Genomic DNA, 16,639 nt, shown 5'->3' with positions numbered 1-16,639 from the left:
GTCCACCCGCCGCCCGCACGATCATGGCCTTCTCATGGAAACGCCACATCACCAGGTCCGGGCGACCTGGACCGAGTCCACCATCACCGTCTACCAGGCCTACTCCCCCGGGATCGCCGAACCGGCCCTCGCCGCGGGCCGGTTCGTCACCCCGTTCAGACGCGAGCGGATGACCTGGATCAAACCCTCGTTCCGGTGGATGATGTACCGCTCCGGCTGGGCCACCAAACCCGGCCAGGAACGGGTGCTCGCGGTCGAGCTCACCCGCACCGGCTTCGAAGCGGCCCTGACCCGCTCGTGCGCCAGCAGTTTCGACCGCGCCCGCCACCCCGACCGCGCCACCTGGGCCAGGGCCCTGAAGGCCTCGCCGGTTCGCTACCAGTGGGACCCGGAACGCTCACTGCAGATGCAGCCCCTGCCGTTCCGCTCCCTGCAACTGGGGCTCTCCCGGGATGCGGTAGACCAGTACGTGGACGAGTGGATCGTGGGTCTGCACGACGTCACCGGCCTGGCCCACCAGATCCACGCCCACGTCTCGGCCGGCGAACCCGAAACCGCCCAGGCCCTGCTCCCGCCCGAAACCCCCTACCCACTCCCACCCGACGTGGCCCAGGCCGTCAACGCGACACTCTGACCGCATCGCTGCGCCGCTTGTCCATACCGGTGTAGTCGTTCAGCTTGTACAGGATCGAACCCGTCTGCGGCGCCGGCCACACCACGATCCTGTGGTGCTCCCGCGGCACCTCGGGCGCAGAGTCGTAGTCCAGGTCGCGGCCACGGCAGTGGGCTCGGATCCGGTACCAGCCCGGGCCCTGCTGGTTCACGTCCGGCCACTCCTCCGGAACGTTGTCGTCGTACGAACCGAACCGGGTGCACGGGGCAGTGAGCTGAGCACTGACCTCCACCACGTCTTCCCACTCGTCCAGTTCGAGCTCTTGCGGTGCATCCGCGCGGTAGTCGACCTGCAGGTGAAGATGGCCCACCGCGATACCGGTGTAGAACTGCACGACCGAACCGAACACGTCGACCAGGCCGTTGCTCACATCCGTGGTGGGCTCGTCCTTGTAGTAGCCACTGCTGTCGTCGTCCCCCTGGGCCAGGAACATGTGGTTCTCCACGTGCAGCAGAACCGGCCTGACGGTCAGCAGCCGCACCGGCCCGGGATCGCACGGCTCTTCCTCTGGTTCCGGCTCGTACTCCTCCGGATGCGCGGCCCGGCGCTCGGCGTAGTGCCGCTGGGCCATTTCGAAGGCCTGGAGCGCCTCTTCCCGGCTAGGCCGAAGGCTCCGTACCCAGATGGAGGGCCCGGCAACCGACTGCTCGTCCTCACTCGACATGGGTCACACGCTAGCGAGCCCGATTCAAGCCGCTCCCAGCGCCCGAGCCGCCACGAGCGTCCCATCGGTCCTGATCTGCCCGGCCACTTCCTGGGCCGCAGCCGCCAGGGGTAAGGCTTTCCGGAGCGCCTCGGTCAGTGAGTGCGCCGTGGGAACACTGCCTTCGTGCGCCACGCCGATGCCCAGTTCTGAGACGCGGCGGGCGAAGAAGGGCTGGTCCACGACCTGTGGCACGATCACCTGGGGTACGCCGGCGCGGGCGGCGGCGGTCGTGGTGCCCGCGCCGCCGTGATGCACCACGGCGGCGCAGCGGGGGAACAGACTTTGCTGGTTCACATCCCCGACCACGAAACAGTCGTCCTGGGAGTCGATGGCCGACAGCCCGGCCCACCCCTGGGCCAGGATGATGCGGCGGCCCAGGGCGCGGGCCGCCTCCACCGCAGCCGTCGCGACCTCCGCGGACGCATTGCCCATGGCCATGCTGCCGAATCCCACGTACACCGGCGCATCTCCCGCCGCCAGGAACGCCTCCACCTCAGGCGCGAGAGGTCTTGTGTCGGGCAGGATCCAGGCGCCGGTCTGCAGCACGTCGACCAGGTCCGAAGGCTGCCAGGGAGCCAAGGTGGGGTCGACCGCCAACCATGGACGTTTGTTCAGGACATGGGCGCGGATGTCCGGCACCGGGGGCAGCCCGACGGTGGCCCGGTGGTCGTTCACCGCCCCGCCGAAGATGGCATTCATGTTCTCGACGTCGAGCTTCCACAGCTCGCGGTTGTCCGTGACGTCCGGTGGCAGCGGACGACCGGGGTAGGCGATCGGCGGCTGGTGGGGCGAGGGCATCGTCACCGACTGGAACGCCACCAGGTGAAAGGGCAGTCCGAGCTGGTCGGCGGCGGTGCGGGCTCCGGCCGCAGCGGGCATCAGACCGCTGCCGATGATCACGTCGGCCTTCTGCGCCGCCTCGAGCACCACCTCGTACTGCGCCGCGGTCACCGTCCGCGCCCGCTCCGGCAACGTGACGTGCGGGTTCGCCCGGGCGTGGGCAATCAGCTCCTTCACCGACATTCCGGCCGGCACCATGGCCACGCCCGAACGTTCCAGCAACGCCTCGAACTCGGGCTCGGGCGGCGCACAGACCACCGCCTCGACGCCCAGCTGCTGCAACGTCACGCCGAGCGCGGCCATCGGCTCGACGTCTCCTCGCGACCCGTAGGTCGACATCACCACTCGCATAGCGGAACCCCCCAGAAATCGCTGACCGCGAGCGATTCTGAGGGGTGACGGGGGCCTTGCCGCAAGGCCCCCACTGCGCTATAACCTGAACTAGGCCGGACTAGGCGGGGTACTTCAGACCGAGATGATCCCGCAGCGTCGTGCCTTCGTAGTCCGTCCGGAACACCCCCCGCTCCTGCAGCAGCGGCACCACCGTGTCCACGAACGGGGCCAGGCCGTCCGGGGTGATGTGCGGCACCAGGATGAAGCCGTCGGAGACGTCCTCCTGCACGAACCGGTTGATCGTCTCGGCCACGGTGGCCGGTGAGCCGATGAACGTCTGCCGTCCGGTCACCTCGATCACCAGGTCGCGGGCCGAGAGCTTCTCCGCCTCGGCCCGGGCCCGCCACTCGTTGGCCAGGGCCACCGGGTCCTTCGCCAGCTGACGCACGCTCGCGCGGCCCTTGGCGATCGAGTCACCCTCCACGACCGGGTCGAACGCGGGCAGCGGGCCGTCCACGTCGAAGTCGGAAAGGTCGGTGTTCCAGAGCTGTTCGATGAAGTTGATCGCGGTCTGCGGGGAGACCTGCAGGCGGCGCACCTGGTGGGCGATCTCCTGGGCCTCGGCGTCGGTGTCGCCCAGCACGAAACTGGCGGCCGGCAGGATCAGCAGGTCTTCGGGCGCCCGGCCGAATCCGGGCAGCCGGCCCTTCACGTCGGTGTAGAACGCCTTGCCCTCGTCGAACTGGGAGTAGCGCGAGAAGATGGCGTCGGCCTGGGCGGCGGCGAAGTTGCGGCCCTCGTCGGAGTCACCGGCCTGGAAGACCACCGGCCGGCCCTGCGGGCTGGTCGGCACGTTGAACTGGCCCTCGATGTCGAAGAACCGGTCCTGGTGCCGGAACCGGCCCGGGGCGGCGGAGTCCAGGAACCGGCCGTTCTCCTGGTCGGCCACGACCTCGACGCCGTTCCAGGAGTCGAACAGTTCGGTGGTGGTCTGCAGGAACGCGCGGGCCCGCTCGTAGCGGTCCTCCTGGGCCAGGTAGCCCCCGCGCCGGAAGTTCTCGCCGGTGAACCGGTCCCAGCTGGTCACCACGTTCCAGGCGGCGCGCCCGGCGGAGAGGTGGTCGAGGCTGGCGAACTGCCGGGCCACCTCGTAGGGCTCGTTGAAGGTCGAGTTGATCGTGCCGGTCAGGCCGATCCGGTCGGTGACCGCGGCCAGGGCGGCCAGCACGGTGAAGGTGTCCGGGCGCCCGACCACGTCCAGGTCGTAGATCTGGCCCTTCTGCTCACGCAGACGTAGGCCCTCGGCCAGGAACAGGAAGTCGAACTTGCCGCGCTCGGCGATCTGCGCGAAACGCCGGAACGACTCGAACTCGATGTGGCTGCCGGCCGCCGGGTCGCTCCAGACCGTGGTGTTGTTGACGCCCGGGAAGTGCGCCGCCAGGTGAATCTGCTTGGTCATCTCCGAGCCTCTCAGGCAGTCGCGTAACGGTTGGCCGGCCGGGGCAGCCCCAGCAGGCTCCGGAGCGTGGCCTTCTCCGGGTAGGCGGTGCGGAACCGGCCGCGTCGCTGCAGTTCCGGCACCAGGCCGCGGGTGATCTGGGTCAGGTCGTAGGGCAGGGTGGCCGGGCGCAGCCGGTAGCCGGTCAGCCCGGCCGTGCTCCACTCGGTGAGCAGGTCGGCCAGCTGGCCCGGCGTACCGGCGAAGATCAGCGCATCGCTGGTGTACTCGGCCCCGGTCAGCTCGTTCAGGTGGTTCAGCCGGTCGCGGGCGGCCTGTTCGGTCTCGTCCAGCACCACCACCAGATCGGCCCACACGTGCACGGTCTCGTCCGCGCGGCCGGCGGCGAGGCGGTGCTCGTCGATCTGGCGCACCTGGGTGGCGGCCTGCTCGGCGTCGTGCGGGGTGACGAAGCCCAGGTCGGCGGCGCGCCCGATCAGGCGGTAGGGGATGTCGGAGTGCCCGAGGGCGGCGACCACCGGCTGGCCCTGCGGCGGGCGCGGGGTGATCGAGGGGCCCTTGACCGAGAACCAGCGGCCCTCGAAGTCGATGTAGTGCACCTTCTCCCGGTCCAGGAACCGGCCGCTGGCCACGTCCCGGATCTCGGCGTCGTCCTCCCAGCTGTCCCACAGCCGGCGCAGCACCTCGACGTAGTCGGCCGCCTCGTCGAAACCGTCGGCCAGCAGCTGCTGCTGGTCGGGTTCGTTGATCCGGGCGACATCGATGGCGGGCACCTCGCGGCGGCCGAAGTGGCGGGCCGCGTCCTGGCGGGGCGCCAGCTGCACCCGCACCCCGGCCCGGCCCAGCGCCGCGAAGTCGACCGTGGCAACGGCCTTGGAGAGGTGGAACGGTTCGGTGTGGGTGGTGACGGCGGTCGGGATCAGCCCGATGTGGCTGGTCACCGGGGCCACCCGGGCGGCGATCAGCACCGCGTCGAGCCGGCCGCGCACCCGGTCGGTGCGCTCGTCCTGGGCGAACAGCTCGTCGGACTGCAGGGTCAGTGCGTCCTCGATGGTGACCAGGTCGAGCAGGCCGGCCTCGGCCTCCTGCACCAGGCCGGTCCAGTAGCCCGGTGAAAGCAGTTCTGCGGGGCGGGCGTCCGGCTGCCGCCAGGCGGCGGGGTGCCAGCCGGCACCGTCGAGGGCGATGCCGAGGTGCAGATGATCGTTGGCGCTCATCCTCGTCCTAAATCTCGTTGTTCTGGTGGGGGGTCTTCTCGCCGGCCTCGACCGCCACCGGCAGGCGGTTCTCCGGCGGTGGCAGCGGGCAGGTGGCGAGAGGGGTGTAGGCGCAGGGCAGGTTGGCGGCCCGGTTGAAATCGATCACGACGTGGCCGTCTTCGTCGGGTACCGGCACCGGGAGCGAGCGGTTGGCTGCGTAGGTGGTCACGCCGGAGGTGGCGTCGGTGAACAGCACCAGGAGGCTGCCCGGGGTGCGTCCCTCGAAGGCGGTCAGAGTCAGCGGCTGACCGTCGATCTCGAAGCTGAGTTCACCCGGCGCCTGGTAGATGTGCTCGAGCCCCTCCACCGCGGCGTCGACCCTGACCGGGCGAGGCTGGTCGAAGGGCCGGTAGCGGGCCTCGAGAACCCAGCGCGGCTGCGGTTCGTAGGCCGGGGTGCTGGTGTAGGCCTGCAGCCGGGCGCTGTCGGGGTGGCGGGGCCGCACGATGTCGAAGCCGCCACGCCGGGCCACCTCGATCACCGCCTCGCCCCAGACCACGTCGATGCCGTCGCGCTCGGGGATCACCCCGAACGCGTGACGCCCGATCCGGGTCACCCCGTCCACCTGGATCTTCTCGTCGGGGCCGAGGACCACGGTGGGGCCTTCGGGACCGGTCGACCACTCCCCCGGGGCGTCCGGGAACCGCTGCGGTTCCTCGGTCAGCCAGTTCAGGCTGGTGACGGCCAGGAAGCCGTGCGGGTCCGACAGCGACGCCTCCCGGCCCCGGCGCCATTCCTGCCATTCGTGAGTGAGGTCGTCGACGGTGGGGGCACTCATGCCTGCACTCCTTGGATCTGGTTCTCCCGGCCCGGGATCGCGGCCAGGAGCTCTCGGGTGTACTCGTGCTGAGGACGGGTGAAGAGTTCTTCTGTGGGCGCGGTCTCGACGATGCGACCGTTGCGCATGACCGCCACCCGGTGGGCCAGCTGCCGCACCACGGCCAGGTCGTGCGAGATGAACAGGTAGGCCACCCCGGTGTCGGCCTGCAGCTGCACAAGCAGGTCGAGCACCTGTGCCTGCACCGAGACGTCGAGGGCGGAGACCGGCTCGTCGCAGACCACCAGGTCGGGTGAGAGCGCCAGGGCCCGGGCGATCGCCACCCGCTGCCGCTGCCCACCGGACAGTTCCGCCGGGCGGCGTTCGAGCACGGAACCCGGCAGGGCGACCCGGTCCAGCAGGTCGCCGGCCCGGGCGCGGCGGGAGGCCCGGTCGCCGACCTTGAACACCCGCAGCGGTTCCTCGATGATCTCGGCCACGGTGAAGCGGGGATCCAGCGAGGCGTAGGGGTTCTGGTACACCAGCTGGGCCCGGCGCCGCAGTTGCCGGGTGACGCCCTTTCCCGCGTGGGTGATGTCGGCGCCGTCGAACCGGATGGTCCCGGCGGTCGGGTCGCTCAGCCGCAGGGCCAGCCGCCCGGTGGTCGACTTGCCCGAGCCGGACTCCCCGACCAGAGCCAGGGTTTCGCCATGATCGACGAAGAAGCTCACACCGTCAACGGCTTTCACCGACTTCGGGCCGTCCGCGGTTCGGGGTAGCGGGAACTCCTTGGCCAGGTTCTCGACCTCGAGCAGGCGCCCGCCGCCGGCGCGGGGTTCGGCCCGGTGGGGCGGGCGCAGGCTGGGGGCACTGTTCAGCAGGCGCTGGGTGTACTCGTGCTGCGGGTTGCCCATCACCATTGCAGTGGGGCCGGTCTCGACGACCTGTCCCTGCGACATCACCACGATGCGGTCGGCCCGGTCCGCCGCCACCGCCAGGTCGTGGGTGACCAGCAGCACCGCCGCCCCCGACTCGGCCACCAGGTGCTGCAGGTGGTCCAGGATCACCTTCTGCACGGTCACGTCCAGGGCGCTGGTCGGCTCGTCGGCGATGATCAGCCGGGGGCCGGCCGCGATGGCGATGGCGATCAGCACCCGTTGCCGCATACCGCCGGACAGCTCGTGCGGGTACTGCCGGGCCCGGGTGGCCGGGTCCGGAAGCCCGGCCTTGGCCAGGATCTCGACCGCCTGCCCGGCGGCCTGCTTGCGGGTGGTCACCGAGTGCAGGCGCAGCACCTCGGCGACCTGTTCACCCACACGCTTGACCGGATTCAGCGAGACCGCCGGATCCTGCGGCACCAGGCCGATCCCGGCTCCACGCACGCTGCGCAGCACACGCTCGGGAGCGTTCTGCAGTTCCTGCCCGTCGAACTCGACCACCCCGTGGTCGATCTGGGCGTTGGCGGACAGCAGCCGCACGACGGCGTGGGCGGTGGTGCTCTTGCCCGACCCCGACTCACCCACCACGGCAACGGTTTCGCCCGGGTGCACCTCCAGGTCGATGCCCCGCACCGCGGGTACCGATCCGGAACGTGTGCGGTAGGAGACCGCGAGGTCGCGAATACTCAGGAGCGGTTGGCTCACCACTGCTTCACCTCGGTCTCGAGAGCGCGCGCGATCCGGTTGGTGGCCAGCACCGTGGCGGCGATGGTCAGGCCGGGCAGGGTGGTCAGCCACCAGGCGTTGGCCAGGTAGTTGCGGCCGTCGGAGATCAGCGTTCCCCACTCCGGGGCCGGTGGTGGGGCGCCGTAGCCGAGGAAGCTCAGGCTGGACACGGCCAGGATCGAGGTGCCGAACTCGAGGGTGGCGAGCACCAGCACCGGGCCCAGGCTGTTGGGCAGCACGTGCCGCCCGAGGACGGTGGGCCAGCGGGCGCCGACTCCGCGGGAGGCCTCGACGTACAGTGCGGTGCGTACTTTCAGCACCTCGGCCCGCATCACCCGGGCGAAGCCGGCCACGTTGGCCACCCCCACCGCCACCGCGACCTTCGTGGTGCCGTAGCCCAGGGCGGTGACCACGGCCAGGGACAGGAACAGGGTGGGGATGGACAGCACCACGTCCACGAACCGCATGATCACGTCGTCCACCCAGCGGCCGACGAAACCCGCCACCAGGCCGAGCAGACCGCCCACCACGAAGGCGAACAGCACCGCGATCAGGGTGGCCCGCAGCGACAGCTGCGCCCCGTGCACCATCCGGGCGAACAGGTCGCGGCCCAGGCTGTCGGTGCCGAACCAGTGCGCGGCGCCGGGTGCCTGGAAGTTCTCCTCGGGGACGCCGCGGGTGGGGTCGGTGTCGGTGAACACCCCCGGCGCGAAGGCGGCCACGGTCACCAGAACCACCACGACCAGAGAAAGGACGAGTGCGGGCCTGCGGGCGAGGAACGTCAGGGTGCGTCGGGAGCGGCTTCCCAGGGGACGGGCCGGGGCGGGTTCGGCCGAGGGTGCCGTGGTGGTGCCGAGGGGTTCGGTGAGGATCTGGCCGGTCATGCCGTCACCGTCCTCGGGGCGCCGGGGGTGGCGGGCCCGGCCAGCACGATGCGCGGGTCGAGCACCGGGTAGACCAGGTCGACCAGCAGGTTCACCACCACGAAGACCAGCGCCCCGTAGACCACCACGCCCTGCACCACGGGGATGTCCTGGGCGGAGACCGCGGCCTGGGTGACCCGGCCCAGGCCGTTACGGGAGAACACCGTCTCCACCACCACCGCGTTGGCCATCAGCGCGCCGACCAGCAGCCCGGCCACGGTCAGGGCCGGCAGCGAGGCGTTGCGCAGGGCGTGCCGAAGGTGCACGTGCACCCGCCCGGCGCCCTTGGCCCGGGCCGTCTCGATGTACGGCTCGTCCAGCGTGGTGCTCAGGCTCTTGGCCAGCACCAGGGCGATCTGCGCCCCGGTGGGCACGGCCAGCGTGATGGCAGGCAGGATCAGCCCGCGCAGGCCGTCGTTGCCGAAGGCCGGGAACCAGGCGTTCCGGAACGAGAAGAACTGCACCAGCATCAGCCCGATCCAGAAGGTCGGTACCGAGACCCCCAGCGGGGGCAGCGACAGCAGGAACTGCCGCACCCCCCGCCGGGAGCTGTAGGTGGCCGCCAGGGCCAGGCCGCCGCCGAACACCACGGCCAGGGCCAGGGCGCTGAGGGTGAGCAGCAGGGTCTGGGGCAGGGCGTCGAGGATCATCTCGGTGACCGGGTGCCCGGTGGCCACCGAGTCGCCCAGGTCACCGGTCAGCGCCCGGCCCAGGTGCTCGGCGTACTGCACCGGCACCGGCTGGTCGAACCCGTACTCGGCGCGCAGCGCCTCGAGCCGGGCCGGGTCGACCGGTGCGGAGTCCAGGCCCGCCCCGGCCGTCGCCGAGACCGGGTCACCGGGCAGCAGCACCAGGATGAAGAACGACAGGGTGTAGGCCGCCCAGAGCACCCCGACCGCCTGCGCCAGCCGGCGGAGTACGTACCGGCTCATCCCTGCCCGCCCCCGCTCAGCCAGGTGTCGTGCAGCTGGATCCGGCTGGAGGCCTCGAAGTTCAGGTCGTGCACGCCGGCCGCGATCCCGAGCTTGGTCTGCAGCTCCACCACCGGGATGACGAACGCGTTCTGCACGATCGCCTCCTGCGCGCCGGCGACCAGTTCCTTGCGCGCGGCCTCGTCCACGGTGCCGGCCTGGTCGGTCAGCGTGTCGTCAAGGCCGGTGGCCGGGATCCGGTAGGTGTTGGCCAGCCCGGTGGAGTACAGCGAGCGCAGGATGTCCGGGTCGGCGCGGGTCAGGTTGCCCCACATCAGGTCGAAGTTGCCGGACTGCTGCACCTCGGCGCCCTGGGCGATCTCGTACTGCTTCAGCTCGACCGCCACGCCGACCTCGCGCAGCTGCTGCTGGATCAGTTCCAGGGCGGGCTGGTTGGTGGGCGAGTTGGCGAACCAGGCCACGGTGAGGCTGAGTTTCTGGCCGTCCTTCGCGCGGATTCCGTCGGCCCCGGCCTTCCAGCCGGCCTCCTCCAGCAGCGTCTTGGCCTTCTCCGGGTCGTGGCCCAGTTCGGCGGACAGGTCGGTGTAGCCGGGGGTGGTGCGGGCCAGGATGCTGGTGGCCGGCTCGGTGCCGGTGTTGAACACCGTGTCGGCGACCTGCTGCCGGTCGATCGCCTGACGCAGGGCCTGGCGCACCTTCTCGTCGGACAGGGCGGGCCGGGAGTTGTTCACCCCGAGGTTGAAGACCGCCCCCGGGTTGGCCCGGGCCTGCAGGGTGGCCCCGGAGGCCTCGAGCGCCGCCTCGTCGGCCCGGCCCACGTTGCCGATCGCGTCGACCTGCCCGGACTGCAGGCTGCCGGTGCGCACCCCGGACTCGGGCAGCACCTTGAACACCACCTCGTCCAGGTAGGCCTCGCCCTTCTTCTTCCACAGCGAGGAGCCCCAGTCGTAGCCGGTGCGCTTGCGCAGGGTGGCCGACTGGTTGGGGGCGTACTCGGCCAGGGTGAACGGCCCGGAGCCGACGATGCCCTGGGTGCAGCGTTCCTGCGGGCTCAGCTCGGTGCTGGCCAGGGACACCACGCCGAGCGAGTGGGTCGAGGTGGCCTGCAGGAACTGGGCGTTCGGCTGGGCGAAGGTGACGTTCAGGGTCTGCGGGTCCTCGGCGGTGACCTTCTCCACCCCGGTGAGGTAGCCGGTGGCCAGGTTGGCCAGCGGCCCCAGGTCGGGGACGGCGTCGAAGTTGGCCTTGACCACCTCGGCGGTCAGCTCGCTGCCGTCGCTGAAGGTCACCCCGTCGCGCAGGTGGAAGGTGAAACTGCGGGCGTCGTCGCTGATCTCCCAGCTCTCGGCCAGCCAGGGCACGATCTCGCCGGTCTCCGGGTCCTGGTCGGTGAGGGAGTCGACCAGCTGGCGCACCGAGTAGATCGAGTCGTTGCTGGCCACCTGCTGGGGGTCGGCGCAGCCGGTGTCGGAGCCGACGGCGAAGGTCAGTGTCCCGCCGGAGACCGGCTCGCCCCCGGCCGCCTCGGCGGAGGCGTCGGAGCCGGAACCACAACCGGCCAGGGCCAGCAGGGAGACGGTCAGGCCGGCGGTCACGACCCGCCGGTCAAGGGCGTGCTTCAGGGTTCTTCCCACGAAAGGGGTACTCCTCGTCCATGAGTTGCGAGTTGTGTCGGTGGGCCGGGCGGCCTCAGCGGCGCTGCCACTCCTGGGCCAGCAGCTCGTAGGAACGCACCCGGTCGGCGTGGTCGTGGGTGATGGTGGTGATCAGCAGCTCGTCCGCCCCGGTGGCGTCGCGCAGCCGCTCCAGCTGGTCGGCGACCTGGCCGGGGGTGCCGACGAACTGGGTGTCGAGGCGGTCCTGCACCAGGGCCCGGTCGGCGTCGCTCCAGACGTGCTGGGCCGCCTCCTCGGGGGTGGGGAACTGGATGGCGCCCTCGGCCGTGCGGATGCTGCGCACCCAGGCGCCGTAGCCGGCTGCCAGTTCCCGGGCCTGCTCCTCCTGCGGGGCCACCACCACGTCGGCCGAGACCGTCACGTAGGGCCGGTCCAGCCCGGAGACGCCGGTGGAGGGCTTGAACGCCGCCCGGTAGGCGTCCACCGCCTCGAGCACGCTGGAGGGGGCCACGTGGTAGTTGGCCCCGAAGCGCAGGCCCCGCTCGCCGGCCACCTCGGCGCTCTCGCCGCCGCTGCTGCCCAGCACCCACAGCTGCAGGTCGGCGCCCTCACCGGGGATCACATGACCCGGCTCGCCCTCGGCCGAGGTGTAGGTGCCCTCGATCAGGGCCAGCACGTCGCCGACGAGCTCGTCGTAGTCCTGCGGGTGCGCCCCCGGCTGGGCCAGCAACTGCTTCTGCAGCAGGAAGCGCGGCGAGCCGAGCAGCGGCCGGAAGTCGAACGGCGGCGGGATCACCAGGCCGTTCGCGGTCTTCCCGTCCACCACCGGGGTCTTGTCGGTCACCTGGCGAGGCGCCCGCGGCGCCCCGCCGCTGCGTCCCAGCCCGAGATCGAAACGCCCCGGGTGCACCGCGTCCAGCAGGCCGAAGTCCTCCACCACGGAAAGGGCTGTGCGGTGGCCCATCTGCACCGCGCCCGAGCCCAGCCGGATGCTCGAGGTGGCCCCGGCGACCAGGGCCAGCAGGACGGCCGGCGAGGTGCCGGCCACGCCCGGGTTGAGGTGGTGCTCGGCGAACCAGAAGCGGGCGTAACCCAGCTGCTCGGCCCGCTGCGCCAGGTCGGTGCTGTTGCGGATCGCCCTGGCCGCGGTCGATCCGGTGGAGATCGGGACCAGGTCGAGGATGCCCAGCGGGGTGGTGGTCATGGGACGAGCTCCTGTTCTGCCGCGGGGCGGGCGGGGGCCCACTCCCAGGGCGGGTCGGGCAGGGTGTGGCGCAGGGCCGGGGCGATCTCGGCCTGGAACAGCTCCAGGCCGGCCCGGTGCTGGTGGTCGGGCAGGCCGTTGGCGTCGGCGGACAGGTTGATCACGCTGTGGCCGAACTGCTCGTGGTAGCGGTGCACCTTCTCGATCACCTGCTGGGGGCTGCCGACCAGGGCCGAGCTGCGCTCCACGAAGTCCTCGAGGGTGGGGAACACCGGTGCGACGCCGAGCTTCTCCTGCAGTTGCAGGTAGCCGGCGAAGACCGGGGCGTAGGCTGCCACCGCGTCCTGCGAGCGGTGGGCCGCGTGATATCCGGCGGTGCCCGAGCCCACCGCCGCCCGGGCCGGGTCGTGCCCGTAGTGCGCCCAGCGCTCGCGGTAGTAGGCGATCAGTTCGGCGTAGGGCCCGATCGGGTTGGTGACGTTGGCGGAGAACAGCGGATCGCCGTAACGCGCGGCCAGGTCGACCGATTCACGGCTGGTGGCGCTGCCGTGCCAGACCCGCACCGGCTGCTGCAGGGGCCGGGGCCAGACCTCGGCCTCGTGCAGAGGTGGGCGGAACCGGGTGTCGTAGGTGACCTTGTCCTGGCGCCACAGCCGCCGGAACACCTCGTAGGACTCGGCGTTGCGCTCCCACTGGTCCTCCGGGGTCACCTGGAACAGCTCGCGCTGGGCGGCCCCGTTGCCCTTGCCGATGATCAGCTCCAGCCGGCCCTGCGAGAGGTGGTCCAGCGTGGCGTAGTCCTCGTAGGCGCGCACCGGGTCGAGCAGGCTGAGCGTGGTCACCGTGGTGAACAGCCGGATCCGCCGGGTCAGTGCGGCCAGGTGGCTGAGCACCACGGTCGGGGAGGAGGAGATGAACGGACGCTCGTGGCGTTCGCCCACGCCGTAGCCGTCGAACCCGAGTTCCTCGGCCAGCAGCGCCTTGTCGATCACCTCCCGGAACCGGTCGAAGGTGGATTTCTGGACCCCGGTGACCGGGTCGGGGGCGTGCACGATCAGGGTGCTGAGCAGGAACTTCACGCCGGCACCACGACCCCTTCGGGCAGGCCGAGGGCCGCGCGCAGGGTGGCGCCGGTGACCGGTTCCAGCCGGGGCACCACCGAGCGCAGCACTCCCAGCAGCTCGTCGCGGCCACCGGTGGTGGCCAGTTCCAGGCCGTCGAGGGCGTGGGCGGTGGCCCAGCGGCCCAGTTCGGCCGCCGTGGAGCGGCCGTTCTCCCGCACGATCCCGGCCCGGGCCAGCAGGGTGATCTGGTCGCGGCGGCGCCCGGAGTGCCACACCGCGTCGGTCAGGCGGGTGTTGCCGCCGTCGACCAGCTCGATCCGGGGCACCACGAACACGTCGGCCAGCCGGGCCGCCTCCACCCAGTTCACGTGGTCGCGGGCGTCGGCCACCAGCACCGGGCGCCCCTCTCCGACCGGGTCGGCGGCGACCCGGTAGAAGCGCCCGTCGTGGTCGACCGGCTCGCTCCCCCACAGGCCGGCCAGGATCTGCGCGTACTCCGTCCAGCGGTGGGGCCGGGCGGCTCCGCCCACGTCCACCGGCAGCCCGGGGCGGGGCAGGTCCTCGGCCAGGGTCTCGGTGACGTCGTCACCGTCTCCGGCCCGCAGCGCCAGGCCGGCCCGCCCGCCGGTGGCCCGGTTCAGGGCGATGCTCCGCCGGGCCAGGTTGTAGGGCGCGTTGTGGGTGGTCGGGGCGTCCACGATCCAGTTCAGGTCCGGATGGCGGGCGGCCAGGAACGAGGCCACCGCTCCGGCGTCGAGCAGGGCCAGCTCCCCGGGCGGGCCGTCACTGACCCGGATCGCCGAGACCCCGGCGTCGCGGGCGGCGTCGGCCACCTCGGCGGCCTGGTGCAGGGTGAGACCGTCACCGACGGCCAGGTCGAGGACGACGACGAGACTCATCGCGTTCACCGGCTTCCGACGAGCGACAACCCGAACCCGGCCGGGACGACCGGGGCCGGGGCGTCCAGGCCCAGACTTCCCCGCAGCGTCCCGTACGGTGCCTGCGCGCCGATCAGGCCGCGGCCGCGCAGCTCGGGCACGAGCTGCTCGAAGAAGGCCTCGGCGTCGAGGGGGACGACGCTGACGCCGTCCACGTCCTCGGATTTCACCAGGGCCTCGATCCGGTCGGCGTCGGGCCCGGCCCCGGTACCGGTGACGACCTCCGCCAGCACCAGCACCGAGTCCGGCCCGCGGCCGAGGAAGGCCGTGCGGGAGCGGATCTCACCGCGGGAGGCGGGCAGGCGCCCGTCGGACTCGGACAGCAGCACCACGTCGGCGCTGACCACGTCGGCGCCACCGACCAGGACCGGGCGGCCCTGCGGCGAGCGCAGTTCCGTGCGTTCGTCCCAGCGGGCCACCACCGACTCCACCAGAGAGGCCTGGCGACGGGCCTGCTGCCCGGCGGTGAGCAGTTCGCGCAGGCCGAAGTTGCGGCCGTTCGCGGCACCGGTGTCGTCGGCGACGCGCCAGCCGATCCGGCCTCCGCTGAGGTAGTCGAGATCTCCCAGGCGGCGGGCCAGTTCGAGAGGGTCGTGGTAGCCGGCCGAGAGGGTGCCGATCAGCCCGATGCGCTCGGTGACGGCGGCGAGCCGGGCCAGCAGCGTGGTGGGCTCGGCGTCCTGACCGTCGACCAGGACGGCCTGCAGGCCGCTGGACTCGGCCTGGCGGGCCAGGGCGACGGCCCGGCCGGGCTCGTCCTGGGCGCTGCTGGGAAGGGTCAGGAAGAAGGGAATGTGCACGGTCATGCCCGGGCTCCTCGTGGGACGAGCGGAGATGGGACGGCCGGCCACCGATCAGGGCGCGCCGGCCACCGCACCCCTGGTGAAAGGCGCGTGAAGATGGGTGAAGAAGACGCCGGGCGGGGTTACGCCTGACGGTTCCGGGGCACTCCGCCGAAGAACCGGCCTGCGCTGTTCCCCTGCCCGGCCGAAGATTTCAGACGATCAACGGGGCGGGACGCACGGTCGACACCGGGCGCTGGAGACCCTCAGCAGGTCTACCCAGCGCACCTTCGTCAACAGCGGCCCGCGGTTCATGACCACAAGTGTCCGTTCCGTGACACGCATTGTCAATCATTTCTGTAGACAATGTAGGTTCAACGGTACTGCCGGACAGCTCGCACGGATCGGAGACCGATGGGCCCGGAACTGCTTTGGTACATCCCGAACACGGTGGAGCCCGGCCACCGCGGCGACGACACCGGCGACGGCTGGGGCTCGCTGGAGTACTCCACCGACCTGGCCCGCCTCACCGAGCGGCACGGCTGGTCCGGCGCCCTGCTGGGCACCAGCTGGGGCCGGCCCGACACGTTCACCGTGGCCACCGCGCTGGCCGCCCGCACCACCACGTTCCGGCCCCTGGTGGCGGTCCGGCCCGGCTACTGGGACCCGGCCCACTTCGCCTCGGCCGCAGCCACTCTCGACCGCCTCAGCAACGGACGGCTGCTGGTCAACATCGTCAGTGGGCTGGACGAGCCGGCCGCCTACGGCGACGCCGTCACCGCCTCGCCCGAGCGCTACGCCCGCACCGCCGAGTTCATGCAGCTGGTCCGCCGCCTGTGGAACGAGCCGGAGGTGACCCACGACGGCCGCTTCTACCAGGTCACGAGGTCGTCCCTCGCCCTCCGCCCGCAGACCGCACCCCGGCTGTACTTCGGCGGTGCCTCCGAGGCCGCCGAACGCGTCGCGGCCGCCGAGGCCGACGTCCAGTTGTTCTGGGGTGAGCCCCTGGAGGCCCTGGCCGAGCGCATCGACCGCCTGCGCCGCCTCAGCGCCGGGCGCCGCCATGCTCCGCTGGAGTTCGGGCTGCGCATCACCACGCTGGTCCGCGACACCAGCGAGCAGGCCTGGGCCGACGCCGAGGCCCGGGTCGCCGCCCTGCGCGGCAAGGAGCCCGAGCCCTGGTGGCAGGGCAACCGCGAGCACGCGGTGGGCCAGCGCCGGCTGTACGACCTGGCCGAGCGCGGCGAGGTGCTCGACTCCTGCCTGTACACCGCCCCCGGCCCGGCCGGGGCCGGCGGCGCGGCCAGCACCTGGCTGGTCGGCTCGGCCACCGAGGTGGCCCAGGCCCTGCACCGCTACCGGGAGCTGGGCATCACCCACTTCATCCTGTCCGACACCCCGTACCGGGAAGAGGTGGCCCGCCTCGGCGATCAACTCCTCCCCCTGCTCACCACCGAACTGCACACCACGGAAGTCAGGAGCTGATCGA

15 protein-coding genes are annotated in these 16,639 nt (G+C 71.7%); 2 read left to right on the top strand and 13 right to left on the bottom strand.

The features are described from left to right. Positions 1-34 precede the first annotated feature (34 nt). The gene (locus tag LWF15_RS07105; RefSeq protein WP_232809580.1) at positions 35-634 is read left to right on the top strand and encodes a DUF4291 domain-containing protein; all 600 of its coding nucleotides are present in this window, start codon (positions 35-37) and stop codon (positions 632-634) included. Here the strand turns inward: LWF15_RS07105 and LWF15_RS07100 are convergent. From LWF15_RS07100 to LWF15_RS07040, 13 genes are all read right to left on the bottom strand, one after another. Beyond that, positions 618-1,337 (bottom strand): hypothetical protein, encoded by a 720-nt coding sequence (locus LWF15_RS07100; protein WP_232809579.1) that lies wholly within the window; start codon positions 1,335-1,337, stop codon positions 618-620. The genes LWF15_RS07105 and LWF15_RS07100 overlap by 17 nt on opposite strands. Positions 1,338-1,361: 24 nt before the next feature. Further along, complete coding sequence (locus LWF15_RS36085) at positions 1,362-2,558, bottom strand: glycosyltransferase (RefSeq protein ID WP_269809755.1); 1,197 nt, start codon at positions 2,556-2,558, stop codon at positions 1,362-1,364. Between the two features lie 112 nt (positions 2,559-2,670). After that, on the bottom strand, positions 2,671-4,011 hold the full coding sequence (locus tag LWF15_RS07090) for an NtaA/DmoA family FMN-dependent monooxygenase (RefSeq protein WP_232809578.1): 1,341 nt from the start codon (positions 4,009-4,011) through the stop codon (positions 2,671-2,673). A gap of 11 nt (positions 4,012-4,022) precedes the next feature. Next, on the bottom strand, positions 4,023-5,228 hold the full coding sequence (locus LWF15_RS07085; RefSeq protein WP_232809577.1) for an LLM class flavin-dependent oxidoreductase: 1,206 nt from the start codon (positions 5,226-5,228) through the stop codon (positions 4,023-4,025). Between the two features lie 7 nt (positions 5,229-5,235). Beyond that, positions 5,236-6,048 (bottom strand): DUF1684 domain-containing protein, encoded by an 813-nt coding sequence (locus LWF15_RS07080; protein WP_232809576.1) that lies wholly within the window; start codon positions 6,046-6,048, stop codon positions 5,236-5,238. Then, on the bottom strand, positions 6,045-7,673 hold the full coding sequence (locus LWF15_RS07075; protein WP_408622743.1) for an ABC transporter ATP-binding protein: 1,629 nt from the start codon (positions 7,671-7,673) through the stop codon (positions 6,045-6,047). The genes LWF15_RS07080 and LWF15_RS07075 overlap by 4 nt, the downstream gene beginning before the upstream one ends. Further along, positions 7,667-8,575, bottom strand: coding sequence for an ABC transporter permease (locus tag LWF15_RS07070; RefSeq protein ID WP_232809574.1), 909 nt, complete (start codon positions 8,573-8,575; stop codon positions 7,667-7,669). Before LWF15_RS07070 ends, LWF15_RS07075 begins: the two co-directional genes overlap by 7 nt. Beyond that, positions 8,572-9,546: an ABC transporter permease gene (locus tag LWF15_RS07065; protein ID WP_232809573.1), complete on the bottom strand. Its 975-nt coding sequence runs from the start codon at positions 9,544-9,546 to the stop codon at positions 8,572-8,574. Before LWF15_RS07065 ends, LWF15_RS07070 begins: the two co-directional genes overlap by 4 nt. Further along, positions 9,543-11,180, bottom strand: a complete 1,638-nt coding sequence (locus tag LWF15_RS07060) for an ABC transporter substrate-binding protein (protein ID WP_232809572.1) — start codon at positions 11,178-11,180, stop codon at positions 9,543-9,545. Before LWF15_RS07060 ends, LWF15_RS07065 begins: the two co-directional genes overlap by 4 nt. Positions 11,181-11,235: 55 nt before the next feature. Continuing rightward, on the bottom strand, positions 11,236-12,366 hold the full coding sequence (locus tag LWF15_RS07055; RefSeq protein ID WP_232809571.1) for an LLM class flavin-dependent oxidoreductase: 1,131 nt from the start codon (positions 12,364-12,366) through the stop codon (positions 11,236-11,238). Next, on the bottom strand, positions 12,363-13,445 hold the full coding sequence (locus tag LWF15_RS07050; protein WP_232809570.1) for an LLM class flavin-dependent oxidoreductase: 1,083 nt from the start codon (positions 13,443-13,445) through the stop codon (positions 12,363-12,365). The genes LWF15_RS07055 and LWF15_RS07050 overlap by 4 nt, the downstream gene beginning before the upstream one ends. Continuing rightward, a complete protein-coding gene (locus LWF15_RS07045; protein ID WP_232809569.1) occupies positions 13,442-14,329 on the bottom strand; it encodes an LLM class flavin-dependent oxidoreductase in 888 nt (295 codons plus the stop codon). The genes LWF15_RS07050 and LWF15_RS07045 overlap by 4 nt, the downstream gene beginning before the upstream one ends. 5 nt (positions 14,330-14,334) lie before the next feature. Beyond that, positions 14,335-15,174, bottom strand: coding sequence for an LLM class flavin-dependent oxidoreductase (locus LWF15_RS07040; RefSeq protein ID WP_232809568.1), 840 nt, complete (start codon positions 15,172-15,174; stop codon positions 14,335-14,337). Positions 15,175-15,564: 390 nt separating this feature from the next. Between LWF15_RS07040 and LWF15_RS07035 the strand changes: the two genes are divergently transcribed. Then, positions 15,565-16,635: an LLM class flavin-dependent oxidoreductase gene (locus tag LWF15_RS07035; RefSeq protein WP_232809567.1), complete on the top strand. Its 1,071-nt coding sequence runs from the start codon at positions 15,565-15,567 to the stop codon at positions 16,633-16,635. The last annotated feature ends 4 nt before the right edge of the window (positions 16,636-16,639 follow it).

Source organism: Kineosporia rhizophila (assembly GCF_021277265.1).
Classification (GTDB): domain Bacteria; phylum Actinomycetota; class Actinomycetes; order Actinomycetales; family Kineosporiaceae; genus Kineosporia; species Kineosporia rhizophila.
The sequence above is the reverse complement of the archived record's forward strand: the minus strand, read 5'-3'. Positions and strand labels throughout refer to the sequence as shown.

Bases quoted from the DNA above. Each gene is read 5' to 3' on its own strand.
- LWF15_RS07045 (WP_232809569.1), bottom strand. From the start codon at position 14,329: ATGAGTCTCGTCGTCGTCCTCGACCTGGCCGTCGGTGACGGTCTCACC.
- LWF15_RS07080 (WP_232809576.1), bottom strand. From the start codon at position 6,048: ATGAGTGCCCCCACCGTCGACGACCTCACTCACGAATGGCAGGAATGG.
- LWF15_RS07100 (WP_232809579.1), bottom strand. From the start codon at position 1,337: ATGTCGAGTGAGGACGAGCAGTCGGTTGCCGGGCCCTCCATCTGGGTA.
- LWF15_RS07065 (WP_232809573.1), bottom strand. From the start codon at position 9,546: ATGAGCCGGTACGTACTCCGCCGGCTGGCGCAGGCGGTCGGGGTGCTC.
- LWF15_RS07085 (WP_232809577.1), bottom strand. From the start codon at position 5,228: ATGAGCGCCAACGATCATCTGCACCTCGGCATCGCCCTCGACGGTGCC.
- LWF15_RS07035 (WP_232809567.1), top strand. From the start codon at position 15,565: ATGGGCCCGGAACTGCTTTGGTACATCCCGAACACGGTGGAGCCCGGC.
- LWF15_RS07090 (WP_232809578.1), bottom strand. From the start codon at position 4,011: ATGACCAAGCAGATTCACCTGGCGGCGCACTTCCCGGGCGTCAACAAC.
- LWF15_RS07105 (WP_232809580.1), top strand. From the start codon at position 35: ATGGAAACGCCACATCACCAGGTCCGGGCGACCTGGACCGAGTCCACC.
- LWF15_RS36085 (WP_269809755.1), bottom strand. From the start codon at position 2,558: ATGTCGACCTACGGGTCGCGAGGAGACGTCGAGCCGATGGCCGCGCTC.
- LWF15_RS07055 (WP_232809571.1), bottom strand. From the start codon at position 12,366: ATGACCACCACCCCGCTGGGCATCCTCGACCTGGTCCCGATCTCCACC.
- LWF15_RS07070 (WP_232809574.1), bottom strand. From the start codon at position 8,575: ATGACCGGCCAGATCCTCACCGAACCCCTCGGCACCACCACGGCACCC.
- LWF15_RS07040 (WP_232809568.1), bottom strand. From the start codon at position 15,174: ATGACCGTGCACATTCCCTTCTTCCTGACCCTTCCCAGCAGCGCCCAG.